The organism is Domibacillus iocasae (assembly GCF_001750285.1).
Taxonomy (GTDB): domain Bacteria; phylum Bacillota; class Bacilli; order Bacillales; family Domibacillaceae; genus Domibacillus; species Domibacillus iocasae.
In genome coordinates this window covers 88,197-113,919 of the sequence record NZ_MAMP01000021.1, presented here as the reverse complement: position 1 = coordinate 113,919, position 25,723 = coordinate 88,197, and the positions used below count along the sequence as shown (strand labels likewise).

Sequence of the window (25,723 nt, the reverse complement as noted above, 5' to 3'; positions counted from 1 at the left end):
CACCCCTTCATGCCAAAACGCTCTGTTGCTTTTTTGAGTTAATTCGTCTGCCTTTGCCGTGTGGAATGCACATCGGCGTGCCAAAAAGCGGATCTTCTGCAATGTCACAGTTCATTTGAAAAACATCTTTCACCATACGAGCATTCACAATGTCCTCCGGCTTCCCTTGGGCATAAATCTTTTTATCGTACAATGCGACAATGTGATGAGCATACCGGCAAGCAAGATTTAAATCATGCAGTACCATCACAACGGTACGGTTTTCCTGCTCATTCAACTCAAACAACAGATCTAAAATATCAATTTGATGCGTCATATCCAAATACGTTGTTGGCTCATCCAGTAAAATGATGTTCGTTTTCTGCGCCAGCGTCATCGCAATCCAGGCTCTCTGCCGTTGGCCGCCTGACAATGAATCAACCGTTCTTTCAGCAAAGTCCATCAGGCCCGTGGCTTCAAGCGCTTGCTGGACAACATCTTCATCTTCCTTCGACCATTGCTTCAGCCAGCTTTGATGCGGATATCTTCCTTGCTTGACTAGTTGTGAAACAGTCAGCCCTTCCGGCGCGATCGGTCCCTGCGGCAAAATAGCCAGACGCCTGGCTATTTCTTTTGTTGACAGACTTCCTACAAGATCGCCATCTAATAAAATACCCCCAGACACCGGCTTTAACAGCCGGGCAAGTGACCGCAAAAGCGTTGATTTCCCGCAGCCGTTAGAGCCGACTAAAACGGTTATTCTCCCTTCAGGTATTTCCAAGTTAAGATCTTCAATCACATAGCTGCCGCCATACCCAAGCGTTAAAGCTGCTGTTTCTAATGCACTCATTGTTCCATCCCCTTTTCATTAATTATTTCGATTTCGGTACAGCAAGTAAATAAAAAATGGTGCGCCTATGGCGGCAGTAAACACACCGGCTGGAATGTCGAGTGGCAAAAAAGCGGTCCGTGCCACGATATCGGCCAGCATGACCATAATACCGCCGATAAGCGCCGATACAGGCACCAGTGCTGCAAATGAACGCCCCACAATCATTCGTCCAATATGCGGAGCAATCAACCCGATAAATTCAATACCGCCTGCAAATGCAACCGCTGATCCAGCCAGCACAACGCTGATAAACAAAAGCATGAAACGCTGAAGCTCTATGTTAATGCCGAGACTTTTTGCCACATCATCACCAAGCTCTGATACATTCATCGTTCGCGTATACAAAAATGTCACCGGGATAAAAACGAGAAGCCAGGGCAGCATCGCATATACATCCATCCAAGTCGCGCCATAAAGACTACCGGTCAGCCAAAGGTATGATTTCGTCGTGATCGCTGCTTCACTCATGACTAACATCATTGTCACAAAGGCTTTCATTAAAGCAGCGACTCCGATCCCCATTAAAACAAGCCGGATGGGCGTCACGCCTTTTTTCCAGGAAAGCAAATAAATGAAGACAGCCGACACAGCTGCACCACTAATTGCTGAGAGCGGCAGCCAATTTAAACTGACTGTGCCCATCAAGTACACGATAAAAATAATGGCGCCGACAGATGCACCGCTCGTAATGCCGATAATGTCCGGAGACGCAAGCGGATTCCGGATGATTCCCTGCAAAATTAAACCTGCTACACCAAGCGCCGCTCCAACCATAAAAGCCATCAACGCACGCGGGAACCTTAATGTATTCAGTACAAAGTCATAGCTGCCATCTCCGTAGCCGAATACATGACCAGCCACTGCCAGAGGAGAGATGAAACTGCTCCCGGCCGATAAGCTGAGAATAAAAACGAAGACTGCCGTCAACGACAGGCAACTAATGATGATCGTTGTTTTTTTCGAGAATTGAAACGATATAGCGCCGGATTTTGTTCGGACTGCAAAAAAATTAGTCATGTCGTGACAGCCCCCTCCGCGCAATATACACAAAAAATGGTGCACCAATGAGTGCAGTCATCACGCCAACAGGCATTTCCTGGGGCATAATGACAAACCGTGCTGCCACATCGGCCAGCAGCAGTAAGCTGGCTCCAATCAGTGCACTAAATGGAATTACCCAACGATAGTCGGGTCCAACAAGACCACGTGCGATATGGGGCACAATTAAGCCGATAAATCCAATAGAACCAGCTACCGCAACCGAGCCGCCGGCTAAAAACACAACTGCAAGACCAGTGATGATTTTAATTAAAATCGTCCGCTGTCCAAGCCCTTTCGCCACATCGTCACCGGACATTAAAATATTAATGGGCCGCCCCAGAAAAAGCGTAACAATACCTGCCCCCAGCATAAATGGCAGCACAGGCAGCAGCATGTCCATATTTCGGCCCGCAACTGAACCTGCCATCCAAAACAAAATGCTTTGAATCGCCTGTTCGTCAATGACTAGCATTCCTTGTGTAAAGGAAACAAAAAGAGCACTGATCGCAGCTCCCGCCAAAACAATTTTAATAGGCGTTAAGCCGTCCCGCCCGACCGAACCAAGGAAAAAGACAAGCACGCCGGCGACTGCCGCACCTAAAAAAGCAATCCACATATAGCTCGTTAACGAATCCACTGCAAAAAACGTGGCCGAAAACACAATAAAAAACAAGGCGCCTGCGTTAATGCCAAAAATATCGGGCGCTGCCAGCGGATTTCTCGTCAGCGCCTGCATAAGTGCCCCGGCGATGGCCAAATTAGCACCGATCACCGATGCAATAATCGCTCTTGTCATCCGCGAGGTTGTGACAATAATGTGCTCTGTATTCGTCTCATCATAGTTGAATAGAGCATCAAATGTTGTTTGAAGCGGGATTGGTGTCTGGCCGAGCGCTACACTGAGCAAAAAAGCAGCCGCAAACAGCAATATACAGCCAATAAATCCGCTTATTTTCAGCGACGGCCTTGAAAACAAGTGTTCCATTTCAATCCTTCTTTCAGCAGCGCAAAAAGTATAGCGAAAAGAGGAGAAAGAATAATTCCTTCTCCTGCCTTACGCTCATGCGATTATTTTTCTAATTCAAATCGGTTATAAATATCATCCAGCATCAAGTTTGCCGCTCTAATTCCGCCGCCCATATTCCAAATAATTTCATCAACTGTGTACACTTGATCGGCTTTTACTGCATCAAGGTTTGCCCAAAGCGGATGGCTTGTCCATTCATCGTGTGTTTTCTTCACCGCTTCATTATCTTCCATAAACATATAGAAAACATCCGCATTCATTTGAGAAATGCTTTCTTTGTCCGTTAATTTCACGACATCTAAGCTCTCATCTGTAATGTTTTTTGGCCCTTCAAATCCAAGCTCTGTTAAAATCGAACCGGCAAAGCCTGTTACATAAATGCGGGCATGATCTTCACGGAAGTTCAAAACAGATACGTGCATTGGCCATTTGTCGCCCATTTTTTCTTGAATTTTACCTTGGAAATCAGATACGCGCTCGTCCCATGCAGCAAGAAGCTCATCTGCCTTATCCTGCTGGTTCATTGCTTCGCCCATCATTTCAACCGTGCCTTTAAAATCAAATACCGTTTCATGTGCAACAGTCGGCGCAATTTGCGACAGCTGATCGTAAATCTCTTCATGACGAAGCTTAGATGCGATAATCAAATCCGGCTCCAGCTTTGCAATTTCCTCCAGATTTGGCTGTGTCTCCTGGCCGACGATTGTTACGCCTTCCATATCATCCTTCAAGTACTCATATACGGGCTGCTGAAGCCATGATTCCACGGCACCTGCCGGCTTCACGCCCATTTCTACAGCAACATCTGTTGCACCTTGATACAGTGTAACAATTTTCTGAGGTGTTCCCTCAATTGTTGTTGTGCCCATTGCGTGTGTGATTTCACGCGCTGTTTCTTCCTCTGCTTTTGGTTCTGTTTTTGTTTCTTCTGCTCCACCCGCTGAATCGTTCCCGCAGCCAGCTAAAAATAGCAGCATGGATAAAAGAAGTGCCATCAACGAAAATAGTGATTTCCGTGAAAATGCATATGTATTTGCTTGCATGTTGTGCCCCCTGTAAACTGTTATTTGATAATGAGAATCTATCTCAATTAAGATTATAATTCATTTTTTTTCTGATAGCAACAGTGAATTTGAAAATCATTCTCAATATCATTGTTTTCCATATATGATTTTTCTTTTTCCTTGCTCCATTTTTTCTTTTTGAATGGCTGTTTCGACTAATGGTTTGTAATGCAAGCTGTTAAATTTATAAATACCATCTTGATCCGCAATCACATAATCACCGGGCTCAAACACAACACCGCCAACACTGACCGGCGTATTCACTTCCCCTTCAAGCTTTAAGGATTTTGTGGTTCTTGCGGAAATACTTTTATAAAAAACAGGAACAGCACTCCTTTGTAAATGGGCAGTGTCCGTCACAGCGCCATCCACGATCACAGCAGCCAGCCCGATTTGTTCTGCCTTTCTGGCCCGAAATTCCCCCCAGCAAGCGTGCGTTTCGTTGCCAGATGGATCAATGACCAAAATATCGCCTGCTTCGGCTTGCTCAAGTGCGCTGTTTAACGGCCAGCCATCTCCATTTGATAATTTCACGGTAATAACCTCACCCGCTGCCTTAAAAACGGGCACCGTGCAATGGAAATTTTTCAAAAAACCAAAGTCTGTTAAATGACCGATCGTAGATGTACTAATCGTTTTAAATGTTTCCTTTTCACTTTCCGTGTATTTCTGTACTCGTTTTTTAACTGTTAACATGTTCTTCTCTCCAAAATGGATTATGTCCTCTTCCTTTTCCAGACGGCATCGCACCCGGGACACCGTCCGCTTCGAGCAATGGACGGATAACTAGTTTGACCGGCCATTCTTTCTTTTCAAATAACTCTTGGTAGAGCGTTTCTTTGTCCGCTTCCAAAATAGCCGTTGCTTGAAGTGCATTATGCAGCTTTTGCCTGCTGATGTTCCAAAGCTGTTTTTCAGAAACAGCATAGACGCTCGATAGCGATTCCATGATCGCAGCTAAATTGACCTGTGTGCCGAGTGATTGAATATAGTAGACGAGCTTTTCGATTGTTTCATTGTATAAGCTGTTTGAATAGCCCGGTCTAATATGGTATTCAGGGTCTTTAATGCCGTGTTTTGTTAAATAAGGCTGATGCAGCCGAACGGAGTCATGATCACGGAATAATAAGGCCATTGGTTTTGTGCCGTTCAGCACCACACAGCAATTTTGCCCGTGAATTTCCGGCACAACGCCAACTTTGAACAGCCTTAACACCACATCATAAAATAATGCTGCCAGCTCTGTGTAAAAACGGACAACTTCTTCCTGCGATATATGACCGCCGAATAACTGTGTTAAAAAATGCTGTCCATCCCATTCCACACCAAGGGCTGCCATTGGGATCGTCTTAAAGCCTTCTTTTATTATTTCCTTTGGATAGATTCTCACTTGTGCCGCTAAATGACGCGGATGGTCATCAAAGAGTCCCATCGATTCCGGCATATAGCCCCACCAATTTTTTTCTTCACATAAAAATACTTTTTCCGCGAGGGTTTCATCGCAGGCAAGTGCCTGACGAAACATGCTCTCTCCTTTGATGCCGTTTAACAGCTTTACAACCGGCAAATACCGGGCGGCACCTAGTGATTTCAGACTGATTGGCAGCTTCAGCATATACGGTGATGCTTCAACGGGTGCCAGAGAACGGACAGAGGACGTGGAGAAAAAGCGGCCTGCTTTTGTATTTAACAGAATAATCGTCTGGTCTGCTAACTCTTTTTTGAAATTCGGCAAAATGATTTTCTCCAGCTGCCACTCGTGAATAGGCATGACTGTATGCGTTTCTGTTGATATTCCATTTTGAAGCAGTTCGTTTTCAATCATCGCTCTCTCCGCACCATCCAACAATCGGAGGCAATCTACTTCGCTGTTCTTGCAGCCTTTTGTGATAGAAGCATTTGAAATCGCTGCCCAGTACAGGATTGTTTCATTTTGAAATTCGGCCATATACTTTTCGTAATCTGTTTGTGAAAAACCGATCTTGGCTTTTGCCAGTGGATGAAATGGACGGTCACGCAGCGATGCAATCTGCTCTCCTTTTACGTACCATTCATAAGAAGATGCCGGCTGTTGTTCGCTTACTGCATTCAAGCTTAAGCCAAGCTGCTGAATAGAAAGCTCGAGCCCTTTTAAAAATTCACCAACTCCCGGATGCGCATACGCTTCTTCAGACAATGTGTGCCGAAAAACCTGCCGGCCCAGTTCTACCGGCGAATCGACTTGTTCCCAGGTCCCTTCATTCCGGACAAAAACAGGGGAGTCTTGCACCCATTGATGCTTTTGGCGAATGCTATCTTCCACTAAAAAACAAATTTCTTCTGTATATATCCAGCCTTGCTGCCATTCATCATAGAGAGCTTGAATCTCAACCGGCACCTCCGCAATCGGTTTTAATGTTTGTTCATTTAGCCTAAAAAATTGTTCTGTGATCATTGTATTGAGCAAATCTTTCATAATTAGCTGTTCAGCTGTACTGTTTTTCGGTTGAGTGATGGTTTTGTTCATGATTCGTCCTTTCTGTTACGTAGTAAAAATCCGGATGAGGATGACCTAAAAAGTCATGATGCGAAATTGTCCAGCAATACGCGCCTGATTGTTTAAAAACGACAACATCGCCCGCGCGTAATTGTTCGATTTCCGCATTCTCATGCAGCTGATCCTTTGGTGTACATAGCTCGCCGACAATCGTGACAGTCGTATTTCTCACTTCCGGCCGCTCAAATGGATACGGCCATTTCCCGAATGGAATGACGGCAAATGGATGGTTATGCCTCCATGAAGCCGGAAGCCGGTTATGATGTGTCCCTCCTCTTAATACAGCAAAAAACTGCCCTGCTGCCTGTTTAATGTCAACGACTTCGGCCGCATAATAGCCATAGTTGGCCACAATAAACCGTCCCGGCTCAAAAAACAGCTGCTTATCGCCAAGCTTCCCAAATGCTTCACTGTTCCCCAGTCCTGTAGTAAAGCGGTGCCAGTCAAATTGCGGCGTATCGTCATAAGAGACACCAAATCCGCCACCCGCATTAATAATGTCAACATTCAATTGGTATATTTTTTCCCATTGTTTCACTTTTTCTATATAATGATTGACCATTTCCACATGCAAATCTGCCTGTAAATTGTTGGACAGCGAATGAAAGTGAAAGCCGCGCAAATGCACGTGAGTGTTTTCTTCACTTTTGACAATTGAAATGGCTTCCCGAAGCAATGGTTCATCGAGTCCAAACTGACTTGGGCGTCCGCCCATAGAAATGTTTGTTTTTGGCAAGGCGCTTGAACGGATATTCATCCGGAATAACACGCTGATCGTCTTTTCTTTTTTCTTCGCTAAAAAACAAAGCTTTTTTAATTCCAGCAGGCTTTCAACATGAATGAACGAGACATTTTTCTCAAGCGCCATTTCCAGTTCATATTCTTTTTTGCCAGGACCGCCAAATAAAATGGGCACTTGATCGGAAACCTCTCTTACTTTCAGCAGCTCCCCGATGGAGGCCACTTCAAATCCTTTTACAAATGGCAGGAGCTCTTTAATGATTCTTTTATTCGGATTTGCTTTAATCGCGTAAAATAAGTGCGTCTGCTCAGGCATTGTTTTAACCATTTGTGCAGCATGCTGTTGAATGCCGACTAAGTCGTAAATGTACGCACATAACGGATCTGCCGCTTGGTGATGAATGCTTTTTACCAATGATTCTACGTTAGGATTCATGTAAGCCTCCTGTTAGCTGCCGGTAGTTTTTTAGTTTTTCCATATAGGCGCGAAAAGCGGTGCCGCGTTCATCACCCAGTACAAAAATAGCTGCCCCTTTGCCCACCCATTTTTGGTGGTTGTCCGGGCTGCGTGAAACAACTGCGTATGGCACATTATGCCGTTTTGCGACATCAAATAATCGTTCTAAGTTTGCCTGCACGCTCGGATGATCAGTTTCCCACGGCACGCCTAACGACTGAGACAAATCCGCCGCGCCTTCCAGCACAAAGCTAATATACGGTGATGATAAAATCGTCTCACTTTCCGCGATGCCTGCTTCGCTTTCGATCATCGGCACAATCATGATTTCTTCATTTGCTTTTGCAATATACTCGGTTAAAGAATATTTCGCGAACGCACCCGGACGGCCGCTGTTTAAGCTTCTCATGCCAATTGGATGATAGCAGGCATACTCAATTGCTTTGTTGATTTCCTGCTTGCTCTGGACATTTGGAATGACAATTCCCTGCGCGCCGCAATCCAGTATTTTTAATATATCGGTCCGATCTACCTTCGCGATCCGAACAAGCGGTGTAAGATCATGCAATTCTGCCGCACGAATCATTTCTTCAATCGTTTCTATATTTGTTGATGCATGCTCGTAATCAATAATGACAAAATCAAATGCTGCCCAGCCGATCATCTCCACCATAATTGGATGCGGAATGGAGACAAATAGGCCAAAGACAGGCTCGTTGCGGCTGATTTTTTCTTTCAGCTTATTTTTTCTCATCTCAAAGACTCCCGAAGCGGATTTTTTACTTTCCGGAAGAATAAATCCCCATCGCCGAAAATACGCCGCTTTGTCATTTCTTCAATCAATGCATCCTCCGAAAACAAGTCAAAAGCGGCAAAACGCTCTTTGTATTCCGGATGCCGCTTCTGGTAATCGATGATGGTTTTGACGCATTTTGCCCAAAAATCCTGCTCGCTTACGCCAAGCTGTTCAAGCGTAAAGCTGATTTCTGTCATGCAAATAAAGAAAAATGCATCGTATGTATAATCTCTCACATCTGATGCCGATTCCGCTTGAATAAACGAGTACCGATTAAATTTCCGATGGCTTTCCGGTTCTGGATGAAGAGACGGCGCCCATTCTGGGTGCAATAGATGATCTGCTGTGTAGCGGACGCCGTCATGCAAATCTTTTACAATGATCCGCTTTGGAAGATTATTTTCCACCACTAAAATAATGTTTTGCGCATGCGATTCGAGTGCGATTCCGTGTGCGTACAATAAATGAATGATTGGCGTGATGACAACGTTAATGAGTGCATCACTCCACGCTTCGATCCCATGCTGATCAATCGCCGGCTGAATAAATAACTCCCCGTTTTTCTGAACATGCGTCACGGCATTTAACGGCCATGCTTCTTCGTTTGCTTCCAAATAGGCTGAGACATTTTCTCTGAAAATCGCACCGAGCGTGCCATAAGCCCGGCCATATTGAATAGCAGACAGCTTATCATACTGCAAAGAAAGCCCGAGCGTTTCACGCAAAATAGCAAACTTTTCTGCTTGCAGCAGCGGATCATTTTGAATGATCGCATGCAGCCAATCACTGATCATTGGTGCATTTTGTGTCGTGTGCTGCGCCAGAATTCGGCTCGTTGATGTATTGGTTATACTAAGCGGAAATTTCATGTATGATGCTTCCGCATTGCTGCGGTGAGACAATGAACGGATCGACTGCTGCGGCCGGTACAAGCTGGATCCCGTCCCTAAAATAACGATATCTTTATCGATTATCTGCTGTATAAACAACGATTGAAGTTTATGTTCCATCTGCCATGGATGGACAGGTATCATCACGTATTCTTTATCTGGGCAGCCTTTGTCTTTCATCACATCTGAAAATCGTTGTCTATCTTCCTTTGACAAATGGGCATGCAACAGTTCATCCACCGATATTTCCCGGGAAATCGATATGGCCGCCAGCTGTTTATTTACAGCGACCCAATAAACAGCTACTTTCTGATTAAATTCAGGCCCATAGGCGGCGTTGTCTTTCAACGAAAAGCCGATTCTTGATTTATAGCTTGGATGATATGGGTGGCCATCAACCATATGGCTTTCCAATGCTTCATAATGCTTGTCCTGCTCCGGAATTTGGTCAAGCTGGTATTGCTTTGACTGCGTATCTTTCGCCAGTGTTTCCAATAATTCATCAACAAACTGGGAAGTCAATTCTCCTTTTAAACCGTTTAAAATCACTTCTTCTAGAAAGAGATAAAGATCCGTGCACTTCTCTCCCCCTCTTTTAATCGACTGTTTTTCGATTTTAATCCGGCCGAATGACCATTTTTCATCTGCTAAGCAGGAATACCGAATGTCTTCACCGAAAACATTTTTTCCTGAAAACGACCACTCCCGTTCGTTTTTATCAATGTTAATCATTCCTTCATATATTATCGCCTCCATTGTTTGGCGCATAATCCGTTCTTTTACTTCCTCGATTGCGGACGTTTTTTCTTTAGACAGTTGATGCATATATCCCACTCCTTGCTTTTTTCACCAGATTGCTCACCGGGACGTAAAAAGGTGTTTCGCTTTTCCCAACAAGACAGCTGATCATATTCTTTTTGGCCATAAATGCCGGCGTCGTTAACAGGTGCCGAATGTATTCATTTGGACTCTTTTTTTCTTCCTGCACCAACACATCATTCACGATTCCCCAAAAATATTCTTCGTCTTTTTTGGCATCTTTGGCGATGGCATGAATCATTGAGCCAAGGTGATTCACGACAAAATAATAAGATGTCCGGGCCCAGGCATCTTCTTTTGTGTAAAAAAGAGGACCGTCCGTATCAACATTTGAGGCCGCTTTTTCTTTATTCACACTGACCCCTTCAAGGTCGCGGATAATAAATTCATACGGCATGCCTTCTTTTATGGTCAGCAGTGTGTTTTGCAAATGCGCTTCAAAATGAATGCCTGCCTTTTCTGCCAGACAGAGCATTGGAATCATTGAAATGGCTAAATACCGCTTAAACCATTCCTCTACGCTGTGGCTGCCAATCAGTGAATACAGCCGTGATCTTTCTTCTCCTGCTGGTGTTTCAATCAAGCTGGAAAGGACATACGTAGACGTCGTATCAAAATGAATCGGCCGGTAGACGATTGTAAATAATTTCGTCGTCTCATCGTTTTCAAACCGGCAGCCGCACACGCCTGTTTCATATGAAATGCTTGTATGTGATTCGTTTTGAAAGCTTTTTTGCCGCAGGAGATAGTTGGACGCATCCATTGTCCGCCTCATCTGCTCACGGTTGTTGTTTCGCATCATATTGGTGATTTGAATATTAAGAGACAGTTTAATATTGCAGTTCATTTCCGGCACATAAACCGTTCGGACGGAAGAAGTCGGATAAGCATCCGGACCAAAGCGGCCAAGCAGGATGAGTTTTCCTTCTTTTATGTATTTCTGTACGTCTTCCACTAACAAGACGTTTTCATATTGCCACGGGTGAACAGGCAAAATCGCATACTCTTCTTCTTTTTCATTTAGCAGCTGCCTGGCCTGTTCTTTTACAGTTTCAGGCCACTTTATTTTTTCTTCTCCAACCGCCCACTCTTCTTCAAACATATCGTGCCGTACAGCCAGATAGCAAAGCTGAAAAGATGTGCGGAGTTCCGGGCAAAATTGCTTTACTTCCCTTTCGCTAAAACCGAGCGTATTTTTCGGAAACGGATGGAACGGATGCCCATAAACAAGCGACTGCTCCGATGATTGGTAATTCCATTCCGGCGGCTGTGATGAATGGGCTAAAAATATGGACAGCTTCTCATAGCTGTTTTGTACTTTTTTCAAAAAGTCACCGGCTCGCTCATCTGTTATGTCCATATTGTTTGTTCGCAGCTCTGCCACAATCCATTGAACAATATCCGAATAATGAACATTTCGGCTGCCTTTTACGAAGAAATTCTCGTATTCATGCTCGCCAATAGCAGAATAAAAAGAAAGGGATCCTGAAATCTCAACATTGCTTGTTGGAAAAAAAACCGAATAATTGTTTTGGTTTTGATCCCTTGAAAACAATTTTTCTTTGTGACCATATTCTCTGATATAACAATTCAGCAATGTCTTGCACGTATGAAACTGTGCCTGCTCCCAGCTCAATCGTTGATTATTTACTATCATCAATAACACCTACATCCACTTTTGTTTTATTTAGAAATAAAGCGAGCGGCATCATTGCCAGCATCACACACCCGAGCAGGATGCATTCTTCTTTCAAAGCCAGCCATTTTGCCCGATCGGCATTTTCCCCTAACTGATGGACCGCCTGCCATCTAAGATCGTAATAGACCGTCAAGATCATAACCGTGACAGAAGAAGCGAGCCGCTTTATCGTATTCGCAAGCGCTGATCCTTCATGAAGATCGCTGTCATTTAATGCAGAAAGTCCGACCGTTGTGACGGTCATATTGGACAGCCCTATTCCAATGCCTCTCACCGCCATCAAAGCGACAAGAACAAGAAGTGACACCTCTTTTGAAACAAGCGCCAGCAATAGAACCGAAAAACCAATAAGGCCGATGCCGACTGCAATAAAATGCAGTGATGTTCCAGAATCAATCAAGCTGCCGCCGATCCAGACAAAAAGGCTTGTGCACACTGCTGTCGGTAAAAATAGCGCTCCTGTTACGGAAGGAGACAAATGAAAGACGTCCTGAAGCAGTAACGGAAAAACAAAAATGACGCCAAACATGACAGAGGCCTGAACGGCTGACAGAATGATCGAGACGGCATATACCGGATTCTTCAGCAGACCAATTCGGATTAATGGCTCTTCCTGCACTTTTTCTTTTTGAATAAAAGCAATTAATGCCAGGATGCTTCCGAACATCACTGCACTTTTTGCCCAGAGTGGAAAAGTCGGGTTTGACATAAGCTGAACACCTAGACCCAATCCGCCTACTCCGAACATCATAAGCGCAACGCTCTGAGTATAAAGTCTTTTTTTGTTCACTGGCCGATCAAACTGAATCTGCTTCCAACAAAGGAAAAGAGCCAGCAGTGCAAACGGAACATTGATCCAAAACAAATACTTGAAATCACCGTATTGAATAATGATGCCGCCGACCGTTGGACCAACAGCGGGGGCAATCGTTAAAAGCAGCCCCCATACACCGGTCACTTTTCCCCTTACTTCTTTTCCATAAAAATGGAACAGCAGCACGAGTGACAGCGGGATCATTAACCCTCCTGCCACGCCATGCATAAAACGGACGAGCAGCAGGATGAAAAAAGATTGATAAAACAAAGCGCCTATTAAAGAAAAGAATCCGTACAGGCTGAGCCCACACAAATAGGCGTTTTTGCGGCCAAGGCGGTCGACAATAAAGCCCGTTAACGGCATCGTGACCGTCATCGCTAACAAATAAAGCGTGATGGTCCAGCTGCCTGATGTCGTGGTTACACCGTACATTTGTGTAATAGTCAGCAGTAAAATATTAAAAGCGCTATTGGTCAGTACTAACGAAAACGCACCGATTAAGATCGCAAATAAAACCGCATGCTTTTTTAAAGTTTCTGCCTTACACATTCGCCTGGATCATTTGCACCGCTTCAGCGATTGATTGTTCAAAGATTGCTAAGACGGCCTCTGTCTGCTCTTCTGTCATAATCAACGGCGGCAAAAAGCGCATCACGGCAGAATGGCGCCCGCCCACTTCCACAATCAAACCATTTGAAAAGCACCGCTCTTGAATGGTTTTCGCCATTTCTTCATACGCTGGATAATGCCCTAATGCATCTTTTCGCGCAGCCGGATTGACGATTTCAATCCCGATCATTAAACCTCTTCCGCGAACATCACCGATCACATCGTATGTTTCTTTTAAAGCATGAAGCCTTTTAAAAAATTGCCGGCTGCGCGCTTTGACATTTTCAAGAACCTTGTTTTCTTTTATGTATTTCAATGTAGCAAGCCCCGTTGCCATACCGAGCTGATTGCCTCGAAATGTGCCGATATGCGCGCCGGCGTTCCATTGGTCCAGCTCTTCTTTGTAAATGACCACAGACATCGGCAGGCTGCCGCCAATCGCTTTCGAACAGACAATTACATCAGGGATAATGCCCGCGTGTTCAAATGAAAACATTTCACCCGTTCGGCCAATGCCGGTCTGCACTTCATCAATGATAAGCGGGATGCCTCGTTCTTCTGTAATGCGGCGCATTTCTTTCAGCCATTCAATATTTGCCGGAATCGCGCCGCCTTCTCCCTGCACCGTTTCAAAGATCATGCCGCATGGAGACGCAATGCCGCTTTCACAGTCATCCAGCAGGTTTTCAATATACCGGGCGCTGATCTCCGCTGTTTTTTCGCCGCCAATCCCAAATGGGCAGCGGAATTCATATGGGAACGGCAAAAAATGAACATCCGGCAATAAGCTTTGCAAGTGCTGCTTTTTGCCCAAATTTCCGCTCATTGACATTGTCGCCTGCGTGGATCCATGGTAGCCGCCTTGAAACGCCAAAATGGATTTTCCTTTCGTTGCATTTTTAACTAATTTAATGGCTGCTTCTATTCCGTCTGCACCGGTAGGACCACAAAATTGAATTTTCGCTTTATTTCTCAGCTCTTTTGGCAAAATAGAAAAGATTTCTTCCATAAACTCAATTTTTAATGGCGTGGCCAAGTCCAGCGTATGCAGCGGCGTTTGTTTCTTTAATACCTCTTCAATTGCTTCGATCACAACTGGATGATTGTGACCAAGCGCTAACGTTCCTGCACCGCTCAAGCAATCATAAAATTCTTTTCCATCTACATCGTGGATCATCATGCCTGCTGCTTTTTCAATAACAAATGGAAAACGGCGCGGATAGGATCTCGCATTCGATTCTTTTTCCTCCTGCACCTCTAAATACGATTTATTTGAACTCATTGTGATCATAGTCAAGCACTCCTTTTATTTGAGAATGACTTTCAATATCAAATGGCTTTTTTATCATAATTGATAACCATTCTCAAAATCAACCTGTAAATTAAAAGATGAGAAAATTTACCTAAAAATATTCCCTTTCATTTTTGAGCATAAAAAAAACAGGCTGCGGAATTTCCACAGCCTGTCGTTCTTTTTTTATTTTACAATTAAAACCGGGCACTGCACACGTTTCGCCACTTTATGGCTGACGCTGCCGAGCACCATTTCCTGCAGGCCATTTAAGCCGCGACTGCCCAGTACGACATACGAAACAGCGTTTTTATTCGTACACTCAACAATGGCCGGTCATGGAACTCCGTGAAGCAGTTTAACAGAATAAGGAACATTCGCTTCCTGCAGCTTCTCTCCCGTGCTTTGAAGCTGCTTTTTTCGTTTTTGTTCACGATCAAGCGAGCCGGTACTGTGGAGCGCGTCCTTTTTCGACTGATCAAAATCTACAACGTAAGCGACAATGATTTCTTTGTTTAACCCTTTTGCCAGCTTAATCGCTTCATCTGTCGCACGCAATGCGTGATTAGACCCATCAGATGCAAGCAAAATCATTCCACTCACTTGAACATCCCCCTTTATTTTGAAAAAAGGCACATCGCTTTTACACAATGCGCCTCTTAATCAATTAATGTCCAGACACCTTTCCGCCTGGTTTATCATGAACGCCCATTTTCTTGATCATTAATGAGCTCGCTTCATTTAAGCCGGCGAGCGACACACGTATGCCATTTTCACGATACTTTAAGACTATTTTATCAATTGCTGCCACGCCTGAATCATCCCATACATGCGCTTTTGAAAAATCAATATTTACGTTTTGGACGCTGTCCGGCTGGAAGTCGAATTCATCAACAAAATCCGTTACTGAAGCGAAAAACACCTGGCCGGATGCCCGGTAATTTAGTGTATCGCCTTCACGCGAAGAGATGACATCAACTTTGGAAATTTTCGCCGTGAAGAAAATCGCACTTAATAAAATACCGGCAAATACGCCTTTTGACAGATCATGCGTAATGACAACCGTGACCACAGTCACGACCATCACGATGCTGTCGGTAATCGGAATTTTCGTCATCGCTTTCAAAGAAGACCAGTCAAATGTCCCAATCGACACCATGATCATAACACCAACAAGTGCAGGCATCGGGATTTGCACAACTACACCGCCAAGCACCATGATTAAAAAGAGCAGAAATGCCCCTGCCACAAAAGTAGACAAACGCCCGCGCCCGCCAGATTTCACGTTAATAACAGACTGGCCAATCATCGCACAGCCGGCCATGCCGCCAAAAAATCCGGTCACAATGTTCGCAATTCCCTGTCCGCGCGCTTCACGGTTTTTATTGCTTGTCGTATCTGTCATGTCATCCACAATGGATGCTGTTAAGAGCGATTCAAGCAAGCCGACGATCGACAAAGCCAGTGCAGTCGGGAAAATGATCGACAATGTTTCAAAGTTCAACGGTACATCCGGGATAAAAAACGATGGCAAAGACTGCGTAATGTTTCCAAGATCGCCAACCGTCCGCAGGTCAAAACCGCCGTACACCACAGTTACTGTCATAACAACAATCGCTACGAGCGGTGACGGAATCGATTTAACGAAACGCGGGAAAATGTAAATGATCGCAAGCGTCGCCGCGACAAAAACGTATGTCATCGTTGAAATGCCGACAAAGTGGGGCACCTGCGCCATAAAAATAAGAATCGCCAGTGCATTCACGAAGCCAACCATTACAGAGCGCGGAATAAACTTCATAAAACGCGCGACTTTCAGCCAGCCGAATGTTAATTGAAGAATCCCCGTTAAAATGGTCGCCGCAAATAAATATTGCAGCCCGTGATCCTTTACGAGTGTCACCATTACAAGCGCCATGGCACCAGTTGCCGCAGAAATCATCGCCGGACGCCCGCCCATAAACGCAATTACAACTGCCATCGAAAAGGATGCGTACAGACCCACCATCGGGTCCACTCCCGCAATAATCGAAAAGGCAATCGCCTCTGGAATGAGCGCAAGCGCTACAACAATCCCCGACAAAATGTCACCACGGACATTGCCAAACCATTCTTTTTTTAATTGTGTAAACATAAAAAAACTCTTCACCTCTATTAAATTATTGTTTGACCCCCAACTCTCATGGAAGTCACTGCCCGTTTTAAGTCCTTGTATGATACCACAGTTGGATTTTAATGAAAATATGAGGAAAACGCTACCATTAAAAATTATAATAGAAGGCGAGGAACTGCATCATTAAGAAGGGGGATAAACCTTTTACAAAGCCAATCATTTTGCTGCGGCTGGTCCTTGCAGCGGCAGTGTCTCAACTTTCTTCAGGAACCGCCAGACATATTGGAACGTGATTTTATTAATGACTTTATAGAATGAATTGAATGGATCTCTTCAGCGACATGTACTCCGTATTGCATTGCCCGGAGAATCGATCCGTTCTGTGGTATTTTCCTTATGCTGGTCTATCATGAATTAACGCCGATATATTTCTGATTGCGCCGAAAAAACTAATTTCCCGACGTTAATGACTGGTATTCCAGCGTTAGCGGGAAATGGCGAATAAAAAAGGCTGTCCCACAAATTCAGATGTGCCTGATTTGTGGGACAGCCTCTTCATTTTAATTAAATTCCATTCTCCTGAATCAACTCGTATTGCTTCACAATTTCCGCAAACAATGGATTCGCTTCATTAAGCTGCGTGAATTTTTTAATGGCGGATTCTACACCGTTCTGGCCAATTTCTCCTTGCACTTCAACCGCTTCCGGATCTTGTGCATAGTCATACAAAAGGGCAGCGGCAATGCTTTTCGCCAGATAAGCTGGTGTCTCACCGATGAGCTGTTCATACTGCTTTGCCGGACTGACAAGGCGGTCATCTCCGCCCAGCTTACGAATTGGCGCACGACCGACACGTGGAATATCATCTGTAATATGCGGATTGGCAAAACGGCCGATGATCTTTGCAATGTATTGATCATGCTCAGCTGCGTCAAATCGGTATTTCTCCACTAAAAAACGGCCTGTTTCTTTTAAAGTCGCTTCAAGCGCCTGTTTGATGGTATCGTTTTGAAGGGCTTCATCGATCGTTTTTGCCCCCGCCTGCCAGCCAAAATACGCTGCAACCGCATGGCCCGTATTGACGGTAAACAGCTTCCGCTCAATATACGGCTTTAAGTCCGGTACCCAAGTGATGCCTTCTACCGCAGGCTTTTCACCAACGATTTTTGTTTCTTCGACAGCCCATTCATAAAATGGCTCTACGACAACCATCAATTTGTCTTCGTTTGACTGATTCGGCACAATCCGGTCAACCGCTGCATCCGGAAAGCCGGTTCGGGCCAATATCGCTTCCCGTTCTGCTTCAGGTGTTTTTTCCATTACTTTTTCTTTCAGCAATGTACTGCCGCCAACCATATTTTCGCAGGCAATCACATTAACTGGTTTTGTGCGTTTACGCAATCCTTCTGCCACAAGACCGGCAATGTGCGGCAAAATGTTCGGGCCAACCGCCGCAGTTACCAAGTCCGCCTGTACGATCGCTTCAATGACTTGTTCTGGATTTGCCGCACTGTTGACCGCACGGACGTTTTTCACAACAAGCTCTTCATGGGATTCATCTGCAAGCACAACACGGTACTCGCCTTTTTCGTTGATTAAATCCACAATTTCACTGTTTACATCAACAAAACATGTTTCATATCCCGATTGATACAAAAGGCTTCCGATAAAGCCGCGGCCGATGTTTCCTGCGCCAAAATGGACAGCTAGCATATTAGTTCACCTCGTCAAACATAGCTAAAATTTCTTCTTTAGACGAAGCATTTACGATTTGAAGCACATTATCTTCCTCAGAGCAGACAATCGCGATTTGCGATAGAATTTCCAAATGCTCATCGCCTTTTCCAGCAATACCGATTAACAGCTTTACTTCATTTCCATCAAAGCTGACCCCATCCGGCACTTGAATAATAGAGATACCTGATTCCTTTACGGCACTTTTCGCTTCTTCTGTACCGTGCGGGATCGCTACGAAATTGCCCATATATGTTGTCGTCAATTGTTCACGCTCAAGCATTTTTTCGATATAAGCGGGTTCAACATATCCACGGTCCACAAGCACCTGTCCTGTTGCACGAATCGCTTCTTCTTTTGATCCAAGTTGTTGATTTAATACGATGTTTTCAGCAGATAAAATAGCCATGTTAAACACTCCTTAATTCTGTTATTTTTTCATATAAAAACGTCTCTAATTTTGTCGCCATCCACTCTTTTATTTCCTCTTCCCGTCCCGACTGAAACAAGGCGATGCTGTCATCACTTTCAATTATGAGTGAACTGATCATACTCAGCAACTCAAGCCCTTCCGCATGATAAGGATCCGGTGATAGCATCATAATTATCGTGTCCGATTTCATCTTCTGTTGATCCATTCCTTCGAGGATGACCGGTTTCGCCAGTCTGTGCATCGTAAACGAAGGGGTTAAAACATCCGGGTGGCGCGCATGGAAAAAAGCAATTTTTGTCCCGGGAATCCCGATGCCGCCCAGCTTTTCCCGTTGGAGCAGCGCCTGCACGATTGTCTCTTCCGATTGAATGGACGAAAGCACGGTACAGGCTTCCTTCAGCACTTCTTCTGCTGCATTCTTCTCAGAACGGGTAACGGAAAGCTGTCTTAAAATGTTTTGCAGCGCATCCGAATAACGCTGAATGCTGCCCACTGTTTTTTCGATTTGGCCAAATGAACGAACCGGCTGTTTGAAAGCAGTTCGCTCCGGCTGAACCGGTATCGCATTGTGCCTTCTTATATAAGCGTGTACTTTCGTTAAATCTTCTTTCGTCAGCACCGGACTGACCACAATATGATCGTGATCAAAATCTGGCAGTGGAATCGTTGAGATAACAAGATCATCGTCTAATTCCAGGTTGCTTAATTCAAACAGTGAAATGTTTTTTATGCTTGTTAATTCCGGCACTTCCTGCTGCAGCCGTGCAGCTAGCATTTTTGATGTACCGATGCCAGTTGAGCAAATTGTGTATGCCTTTAACGGTCCGGCGGGCTTGGCGCCGGGCAAGGCTGAACCAAAATGCATGACGAGATAGCCAATTTCTTCATCCGGCACATCAGTGGATGGAAAAACATGATGTACCGCTTGTTTAACAATCGCAAATAAGTCACTGTAATCGGATTGGATCCGTTCAAGCAGCGGGTTGGTAATACCCATTTTTTGCTTAATACGGTACATAGCCGGCTTTAAATGGACGACGAGCCCTTGAAAAAGAGACTGGTCGTCCAGCAGCCCAATCCCAAGCTTTTCTTCAACGAACTGGATTAATCCTTTTGCTTTTAGAGCGACCTGAAAACTTGATTCTTCTAAGACATACTCTTTGTCCTGACGCAGCTTCGCCCCTTGCAAATGCATCGTAATATAGCCGACTTCCGCTTCCGGAATATCCATTTGAAAAACGGCTTTTAATTTCTCCGTCATTTCTCGGGCAATATCAAATTCCGGCGCGGCCTGCAGCTGGTTCAAGTAGGCCCGATCCATTTGAATGTTGCCGCCCCGCTCTATCCGTTCAATCGCAAGCGCCAAATGGACAACAAGTCCGATGTAGGCGCTGTCCGCCACTGGATACGGAAGACCAGCGTTAATTTCTTTGACCACTTTTTCAACAATTAATAATTTCTTTTTCTCCACTAATCCAAGCAAGCGCTCGGAAATAGAATCTGATGAATCCTGTGTTTTTTTTTGAATACTTTCTTTTACCAGGGATAAAAATTCCACTTCATTCACGTTTTCCGCAATGATGCTACTCATGGCGCGCCGCTTCGCTGTTTCGCTTCCTTCAAGCTCTACGCCATACCCACGCCGGCGGACAATCGTTAATCCAAACTGCTTAAGTGTTTTTTCAAGCTTCGTCAAATCATTACTGACTGTGGCAATTGTTACGCGCAAGTCGTTAGCAAGGGATACGAGCTTCACCGGCTCAATCGATTCCAGCAGCGCGCACAGCAGCATCGTCTGGCGTTCATCCGGCGTATACTCACTGTAAGAAAGGTGAGAAATCGCCATTTTTAGCTCATCTCTTTTCTCTTTTGCGCCAACGAGCTGTACACCTACCCCCGCTTTTTTCACAAGCTTTAAATCGTAAGCTTCTATCATCTGCTCAATGCCTTTTAAGTCACGATGGACGGTCCGCACACTGACATCGATGTCATCTGCCAGATCTTTAACCGTCATTTCTTCTTCCCGGTCAATAAGCAAATCCAAAATCAGCCGTTCACGGGCAGATACATACATGCCGTGCACCCCCTTGTGACATCTTTTTACTAGTATTTCTTTCTTCTCTTATCATAAACCCATTAAATTGTGGATTCAACAAATCGAAAATGGAAGTTCGTCACGAAACTTGTTGCCAACATTTAAAAACATTTCTTTGTGAGATAATCTAACGGAATAATGGTTTATGAACTTTATTCTTTATATACTAAAGGTGTCATCTTTACAGAGGTCATACCCCTCAACATACAAAAAAGCAGCCCGATGCGGCTGCTTTTTTGTTATTTCTTCAATTGTTCCATCAATTCGTCGTATTTCGGACTATTTAAGAAGTTTTCAACGGAAATATGATACGCATTTGGCAATTTTGCTTTGGCGCGGTCTGTTAAGTCTTTATGAGTAATAACTACATCCGCGTCCGCCGGCAAGTTGCTGATCGACGTATTCGAAATGTTTACATCAAGCGCTGCTTTTTTCGCTTTATTTTTCAAAATAGATGCACCCATTGCACTTGACCCCATCCCTGCATCGCAGGCAAAAATAATTTTTTCTACATTCGATGGCAGACCTTCTGCTGGAGTCGCTGTTGGTGTTTCTTCTGTTTTCACAAGAGAAGCTGCATGGCTTTCTTTTCCTTTTAACGCAGATGTTTTCGCAGCTGCTGCAGCCAAGCCATCTTCTTCTGTTGCTTTAGACGTTTTCAATACAAGAGCCGAGATCAGGAATGATACAGCTGCTGCGGCAATAACCCCTGCCAACACGCCAAGGTGATTCCCTGGAGGCGACATGATCATCAAGGCAAAAATACTTCCTGGTGACGGAGCTGCTGACAAACCGACATCGAATAAAAGAAATGTTGCCACACCTGCTGCCCCGCCCGCAACTGCTGCCACTAACAGAATTGGCTTCATTAAAATATATGGGAAATAGATTTCGTGAATACCGCCAAGGAAATGGATAATGACCGCACCTGGTGCAGACTGTTTCGCCATTCCTTTCCCAAAAAGCATGTACGCAAGTAAAATTCCAAGACCAGGACCCGGGTTCGATTCAAGAAGGAATAAAACCGATTTTCCTGCTGCTGCCGCTTCTTCAATTCCAATCGGGCTTAAAATGCCGTGGTTAATCGCGTTATTTAAGAACAATACTTTCGCCGGTTCAATAAAAATACTCGCCAGCGGAAGCAGGTTTGCATCCACAATCGCCTGCACGCCTGCCGCTAATGTTTTGTTAAGTGTCAAAACAACCGGACCGATCGCTTTATACGCGATAAGTGTTAAAATACCACCGATAATACCGGCTGAGAAGTTGTTGACAAGCATTTCGAAACCGGATTTAATTTTGCCATCTACAAGCTGGTCAAACTTTTTAATCGCATAGCCCCCGAGAGGACCCATAATCATGGCACCGAGGAACATTGGAATATCCGAGCCGACGATAACCCCCATCGTTGCTGTTGCACCGACGACACCTCCGCGGATGTCATATACAATCCGTCCGCCGGTAAAACCGATTAAAATTGGCAATAAGAACGTAATCATTGGGCCGACAAGCGCCGCTAAGTCTTCATTCGGAATCCATCCAGTTGGAATAAATAATGCGGTAATAAGTCCCCATGCAATGAATGCACCGATATTTGGCATGATCATGCCGCTTAAATGACTGCCGAACCGCTGAATTTTCACACGAAAATCTGCTTTAGGCTCTGTCTGTTGATTCATCTGAAAAACCCCTTTCCTTTTTGTTTTCTATTTCATCTGACTGATTATCTCTGTCTATAGTCTTATAATAAAGCGGTTTCAGCAGATAAACAATGAAAGGAAAACACTATTTTGGCAAGGGGAATGTTGACATCATTGAAAAAAGTGAACTGTACCAGTAAGATTCTATAGGTGAACATACCTATTATATTCCTTTTCCGGACATTGACTGGGCCAATCTTGTTTCCTTACCTTCCTCCGCTCATGCAGTTATGCTTCTTATAAACGGGTGTTTCTGCAAAACACAAAAAGCCCCAAACAGGGACTTTTTTATGCGTCAACTAGATGGGGTATAGTTTAATGATCAGCACTTACCAGTTGGCCTTTTTGTTTTTCATTTTGAATGGCCGCTTGAGCTGCAGCTAAACGTGCCAGCGGAACTCGGTATGGTGAACAACTTACATAATCTAAGCCTTCTTTATAACAAAATTCAATAGAGCTTTTTTCTCCTCCATGTTCCCCACAAATACCCGTTTTTAAAGCTGGTTTTGTTTGCCGGCCAAGCTTCACACCCATTTTGATTAATTTCCCAACCCCTTCTTGGTCCAGAACCGCAAAAGGATTATCGGTCACGATGTTTTCATCTATATAAGTTTTCAGAAACTTGCCCTCCGCATCATCTCGGCTGAAACCAAAAGTTGTCTGCGTTAAATCATTCGTTCCAAAGGAGAAAAAGTCAGCTTCTTCTGCAATTTCATCTGCTGTAAGTGCAGCCCGGGGAATTTCTATCATCGTACCAATTGTAAAGTCAATGACTATTCCTGTTTCTTCTATTATATTATTGGCAGTATCCATAACCAATTGTCGCAGCATTTTAAGCTCATTCACATGCCCGACAAGAGGAATCATAATTTCCGGCTTTACATCGATGCCTTTCTTTACTAATTCAGTTGCTGCGTAAAAAATGGCTTCAGCTTGCATTTTGTAAATTTCAGGATGAATAATACCAAGACGGCAGCCCCGATGGCCCAGCATTGGATTAGACTCATCTAATTGACGGACTCTTTTAAGCAACAATTCTTTTTCCTTTAACTCTGAAGACTCTGGATCTGTGATTTGCAGTTTTGATACGTCGACGATCAGCTGCTCTTTGTCCGGCAGGAACTCATGCAGTGGCGGATCTAATAAACGAATCGTTACTGGATAACCTTGCATCACTTCAAAAATGCCTTTAAAATCCCCCTGCTGCATCGGTAAGAGCTTATCCAATGCATGTTTCCTCTCTTCATACGTCTCTGAAAGAATCATTTCCTGCACAATCGGAATTCGGCTGGCATCCATAAACATATGCTCTGTTCGGCATAAACCTATGCCGATGGCGCCAAATTCAAGCGCTTTTTTCGTATCCTCTGGGTTGTCAGCATTTGCACGCACACCAAGCGTTCGTTCTTGATCTGCCCAAGAAAGCAATAGCTCAAACTGATCTGAAAGCTGTGGGTCGATCATCGGAATTTCTCCAAGCATGATTTCACCTGTACCTCCGTCAATTGTGATCGTATCCAGGTGGTTAACAACGTTCTCACCTATTTGAAACTGTTTTTGCTTTAGATCAATTTTTAATGGTTCACAGCCACAAATACACGCCTTCCCCATTCCTCTAGCCACAACAGCTGCATGACTCGTCATACCGCCACGACTTGTCAACACTCCTTCTGATGCAATAATGCCATGAATATCATCTGGCGTTGTTTCAGGACGGACGAGAATCACTTTTTCACCTTTATGATTTAATCTCTCCGCCTCATCGGGATCAAAAACAACTTGCCCTGTTGCCGCTCCAGGTGAAGCGGGCAATCCTTTCGCGAGTGTATGGCGTTCGTGCGTATCATCAATTCTGCGATGGAGCAGTTGATTTAACTGTTCTGGCTCAATCCGAAGAATCGCTTCTTTTCGATCAATGATCCCTTCCTCCACCATTTCTACTGCAGTACGTATGGCCGCTTGGGCTGTTCGCTTCCCATTTCGCGTCTGGAGAATAAACAATTGGCCGCGCTCCACAGTAAATTCAATGTCCTGCATATCTTTATAATGAGATTCAAGTCGACGGCACATGCCGTTAAATTCTTCAAAAACATCAGGCATATCATTTTTTAACGTGTGAATCGGATGAGGAGTTCGAATGCCTGCGACAACATCTTCCCCTTGAGCATTGATTAGATATTCCCCATAAAGTACGGCCTCCCCTGTTGACGGATCGCGGGTAAATGCCACCCCAGTCCCGGAGTCCTCCCCCATGTTTCCAAAGACCATACTTTGAATATTGACCGCCGTACCATGATGACTCGGGATTTTATTAAGGCGACGGTATACGATGGCCCGCTGGTTATTCCATGAATCAAATACGGCGTTAATCGCTAAGAAAAGCTGTTCCATAGGATCTTGAGGAAACTCGCTTCCTGTATGCTTTTTGACAATTTTTTTGTAGCCGACAATGACTTCTTTCCAATCTTCGGCAGTCAATTCAGGATCAGAATGATATCCCTTTTGTTCTCTTATTTCTTCTAGATATTGCTCAAAGAAAAAGACATCTATCTCTAGAACAACATTACAAAACATTTGAATAAACCGGCGATACGAGTCATAAGCGAAGCGTGGGTTGTTCGTTAATTGGGCCATCGCTTCCACGGTTTGATCATTCATGCCCAGATTTAATACCGTATCCATCATCCCTGGCATGGAAAACACGGAACCCGAGCGCACCGATACAAGGAGAGGATTGAATGTATCTCCAAGTTTTTTACCTGTTCTTCCCTCGAGGCGGCGCAGCGATTCAAGTACCTCAGTTTTCACTTCATGTTGAATCTCTTTTCCTGCTTTGTAATAGGCATTACAAGCTTGAGTGGAAATGGTAAAACCATAAGGAACCGGCAAGCCGATACGGGTCATCTCTGCAATGTTTGCCCCTTTGCCGCCTAGAATTTCTTTCATTCCACTATGTCCTTCATCAAACATATATACCATTTTCCCCACTA

At 44.4% G+C, this 25,723-nt stretch carries 18 protein-coding genes and 1 pseudogene; all 19 read right to left on the bottom strand.

What is annotated here, in order from left to right; genetic code table 11:
- Positions 1–7: 7 nt before the first annotated feature.
- The 19 genes and pseudogenes from BA724_RS09335 to ppdK all read right to left on the bottom strand — a co-directional run bounded on the left by BA724_RS09335 (position 8) and on the right by ppdK (position 25,721).
- Positions 8–829 carry an ABC transporter ATP-binding protein gene (locus BA724_RS09335; RefSeq protein ID WP_069938401.1) on the bottom strand — a complete coding sequence of 274 codons (822 nt, stop codon included), beginning with the start codon at positions 827–829 and terminating at the stop codon, positions 8–10.
- Between the two features lie 18 nt (positions 830–847).
- On the bottom strand, positions 848–1,888 hold the full coding sequence (locus BA724_RS09330; RefSeq protein WP_069938400.1) for a FecCD family ABC transporter permease: 1,041 nt from the start codon (positions 1,886–1,888) through the stop codon (positions 848–850).
- Positions 1,881–2,897: a FecCD family ABC transporter permease gene (locus BA724_RS09325; RefSeq protein WP_069938399.1), complete on the bottom strand. Its 1,017-nt coding sequence runs from the start codon at positions 2,895–2,897 to the stop codon at positions 1,881–1,883. Before BA724_RS09325 ends, BA724_RS09330 begins: the two co-directional genes overlap by 8 nt.
- Positions 2,898–2,980: 83 nt before the next feature.
- Entirely contained in the window at positions 2,981–3,982 is a 1,002-nt protein-coding gene (locus BA724_RS09320; protein ID WP_069938398.1) for an ABC transporter substrate-binding protein, read from the bottom strand.
- Positions 3,983–4,090: 108 nt separating this feature from the next.
- Complete coding sequence (locus BA724_RS09315; protein ID WP_069938397.1) at positions 4,091–4,699, bottom strand: RraA family protein; 609 nt, start codon at positions 4,697–4,699, stop codon at positions 4,091–4,093.
- A complete protein-coding gene (locus tag BA724_RS09310; RefSeq protein ID WP_069938396.1) occupies positions 4,686–6,509 on the bottom strand; it encodes an IucA/IucC family protein in 1,824 nt (607 codons plus the stop codon). Before BA724_RS09310 ends, BA724_RS09315 begins: the two co-directional genes overlap by 14 nt.
- Positions 6,469–7,716, bottom strand: a complete 1,248-nt coding sequence (locus BA724_RS09305) for a type III PLP-dependent enzyme (protein ID WP_069938395.1) — start codon at positions 7,714–7,716, stop codon at positions 6,469–6,471. The genes BA724_RS09310 and BA724_RS09305 overlap by 41 nt, the downstream gene beginning before the upstream one ends.
- The gene (locus BA724_RS09300; RefSeq protein WP_069938394.1) at positions 7,706–8,491 is read right to left on the bottom strand and encodes an HpcH/HpaI aldolase family protein; all 786 of its coding nucleotides are present in this window, start codon (positions 8,489–8,491) and stop codon (positions 7,706–7,708) included. Before BA724_RS09300 ends, BA724_RS09305 begins: the two co-directional genes overlap by 11 nt.
- Positions 8,488–10,248, bottom strand: coding sequence for an IucA/IucC family protein (locus BA724_RS09295; RefSeq protein ID WP_069938393.1), 1,761 nt, complete (start codon positions 10,246–10,248; stop codon positions 8,488–8,490). The genes BA724_RS09300 and BA724_RS09295 overlap by 4 nt, the downstream gene beginning before the upstream one ends.
- Complete coding sequence (locus BA724_RS09290; protein ID WP_069938392.1) at positions 10,232–11,899, bottom strand: IucA/IucC family protein; 1,668 nt, start codon at positions 11,897–11,899, stop codon at positions 10,232–10,234. The genes BA724_RS09295 and BA724_RS09290 overlap by 17 nt, the downstream gene beginning before the upstream one ends.
- Positions 11,886–13,307, bottom strand: a complete 1,422-nt coding sequence (locus BA724_RS09285) for an MFS transporter (RefSeq protein WP_069938391.1) — start codon at positions 13,305–13,307, stop codon at positions 11,886–11,888. Before BA724_RS09285 ends, BA724_RS09290 begins: the two co-directional genes overlap by 14 nt.
- Positions 13,300–14,664 (bottom strand): diaminobutyrate--2-oxoglutarate transaminase, encoded by a 1,365-nt coding sequence (locus BA724_RS09280; RefSeq protein ID WP_069938390.1) that lies wholly within the window; start codon positions 14,662–14,664, stop codon positions 13,300–13,302. Before BA724_RS09280 ends, BA724_RS09285 begins: the two co-directional genes overlap by 8 nt.
- Positions 14,665–14,844: 180 nt before the next feature.
- Positions 14,845–15,252 (bottom strand): annotated as a pseudogene (locus BA724_RS09275) (universal stress protein).
- Positions 15,253–15,325: 73 nt separating this feature from the next.
- The gene (locus tag BA724_RS09270; RefSeq protein WP_069938389.1) at positions 15,326–16,792 is read right to left on the bottom strand and encodes a SulP family inorganic anion transporter; all 1,467 of its coding nucleotides are present in this window, start codon (positions 16,790–16,792) and stop codon (positions 15,326–15,328) included.
- A 543-nt stretch (positions 16,793–17,335) separates the two neighbouring features.
- Complete coding sequence (locus tag BA724_RS09265) at positions 17,336–18,484, bottom strand: mannitol-1-phosphate 5-dehydrogenase (protein ID WP_069938388.1); 1,149 nt, start codon at positions 18,482–18,484, stop codon at positions 17,336–17,338.
- A gap of 1 nt (position 18,485) precedes the next feature.
- Positions 18,486–18,914 carry a PTS mannitol transporter subunit IIA gene (locus BA724_RS09260; RefSeq protein WP_069938387.1) on the bottom strand — a complete coding sequence of 143 codons (429 nt, stop codon included), beginning with the start codon at positions 18,912–18,914 and terminating at the stop codon, positions 18,486–18,488.
- A 1-nt stretch (position 18,915) separates the two neighbouring features.
- Positions 18,916–21,012: a BglG family transcription antiterminator gene (locus BA724_RS09255; protein ID WP_069938386.1), complete on the bottom strand. Its 2,097-nt coding sequence runs from the start codon at positions 21,010–21,012 to the stop codon at positions 18,916–18,918.
- Between the two features lie 260 nt (positions 21,013–21,272).
- Complete coding sequence (locus tag BA724_RS09250) at positions 21,273–22,712, bottom strand: PTS mannitol transporter subunit IIBC (protein WP_069938385.1); 1,440 nt, start codon at positions 22,710–22,712, stop codon at positions 21,273–21,275.
- Positions 22,713–23,048: 336 nt separating this feature from the next.
- The gene (gene ppdK / locus BA724_RS09245; protein WP_069938384.1) at positions 23,049–25,721 is read right to left on the bottom strand and encodes a pyruvate, phosphate dikinase; all 2,673 of its coding nucleotides are present in this window, start codon (positions 25,719–25,721) and stop codon (positions 23,049–23,051) included.
- Positions 25,722–25,723: the final 2 nt, after the last annotated feature.

Excerpts from the sequence above, each read along its gene's own strand:
- BA724_RS09285 (WP_069938391.1), bottom strand. The coding sequence starts at position 13,307 with ATGTGTAAGGCAGAAACTTTAAAAAAGCATGCGGTTTTATTTGCGATC.
- BA724_RS09305 (WP_069938395.1), bottom strand. The coding sequence starts at position 7,716 with ATGAATCCTAACGTAGAATCATTGGTAAAAAGCATTCATCACCAAGCG.
- BA724_RS09250 (WP_069938385.1), bottom strand. The coding sequence starts at position 22,712 with ATGAATCAACAGACAGAGCCTAAAGCAGATTTTCGTGTGAAAATTCAG.
- BA724_RS09265 (WP_069938388.1), bottom strand. The coding sequence starts at position 18,484 with ATGCTAGCTGTCCATTTTGGCGCAGGAAACATCGGCCGCGGCTTTATC.
- BA724_RS09330 (WP_069938400.1), bottom strand. The coding sequence starts at position 1,888 with ATGACTAATTTTTTTGCAGTCCGAACAAAATCCGGCGCTATATCGTTT.
- BA724_RS09255 (WP_069938386.1), bottom strand. The coding sequence starts at position 21,012 with ATGTATGTATCTGCCCGTGAACGGCTGATTTTGGATTTGCTTATTGAC.
- BA724_RS09325 (WP_069938399.1), bottom strand. The coding sequence starts at position 2,897 with ATGGAACACTTGTTTTCAAGGCCGTCGCTGAAAATAAGCGGATTTATT.
- BA724_RS09310 (WP_069938396.1), bottom strand. The coding sequence starts at position 6,509 with ATGAACAAAACCATCACTCAACCGAAAAACAGTACAGCTGAACAGCTA.
- BA724_RS09290 (WP_069938392.1), bottom strand. The coding sequence starts at position 11,899 with ATGATAGTAAATAATCAACGATTGAGCTGGGAGCAGGCACAGTTTCAT.
- BA724_RS09260 (WP_069938387.1), bottom strand. The coding sequence starts at position 18,914 with ATGGCTATTTTATCTGCTGAAAACATCGTATTAAATCAACAACTTGGA.
- BA724_RS09315 (WP_069938397.1), bottom strand. The coding sequence starts at position 4,699 with ATGTTAACAGTTAAAAAACGAGTACAGAAATACACGGAAAGTGAAAAG.
- BA724_RS09300 (WP_069938394.1), bottom strand. The coding sequence starts at position 8,491 with ATGAGAAAAAATAAGCTGAAAGAAAAAATCAGCCGCAACGAGCCTGTC.
- BA724_RS09335 (WP_069938401.1), bottom strand. The coding sequence starts at position 829 with ATGAGTGCATTAGAAACAGCAGCTTTAACGCTTGGGTATGGCGGCAGC.
- BA724_RS09320 (WP_069938398.1), bottom strand. The coding sequence starts at position 3,982 with ATGCAAGCAAATACATATGCATTTTCACGGAAATCACTATTTTCGTTG.
- BA724_RS09295 (WP_069938393.1), bottom strand. The coding sequence starts at position 10,248 with ATGCATCAACTGTCTAAAGAAAAAACGTCCGCAATCGAGGAAGTAAAA.
- BA724_RS09270 (WP_069938389.1), bottom strand. The coding sequence starts at position 16,792 with ATGTTTACACAATTAAAAAAAGAATGGTTTGGCAATGTCCGTGGTGAC.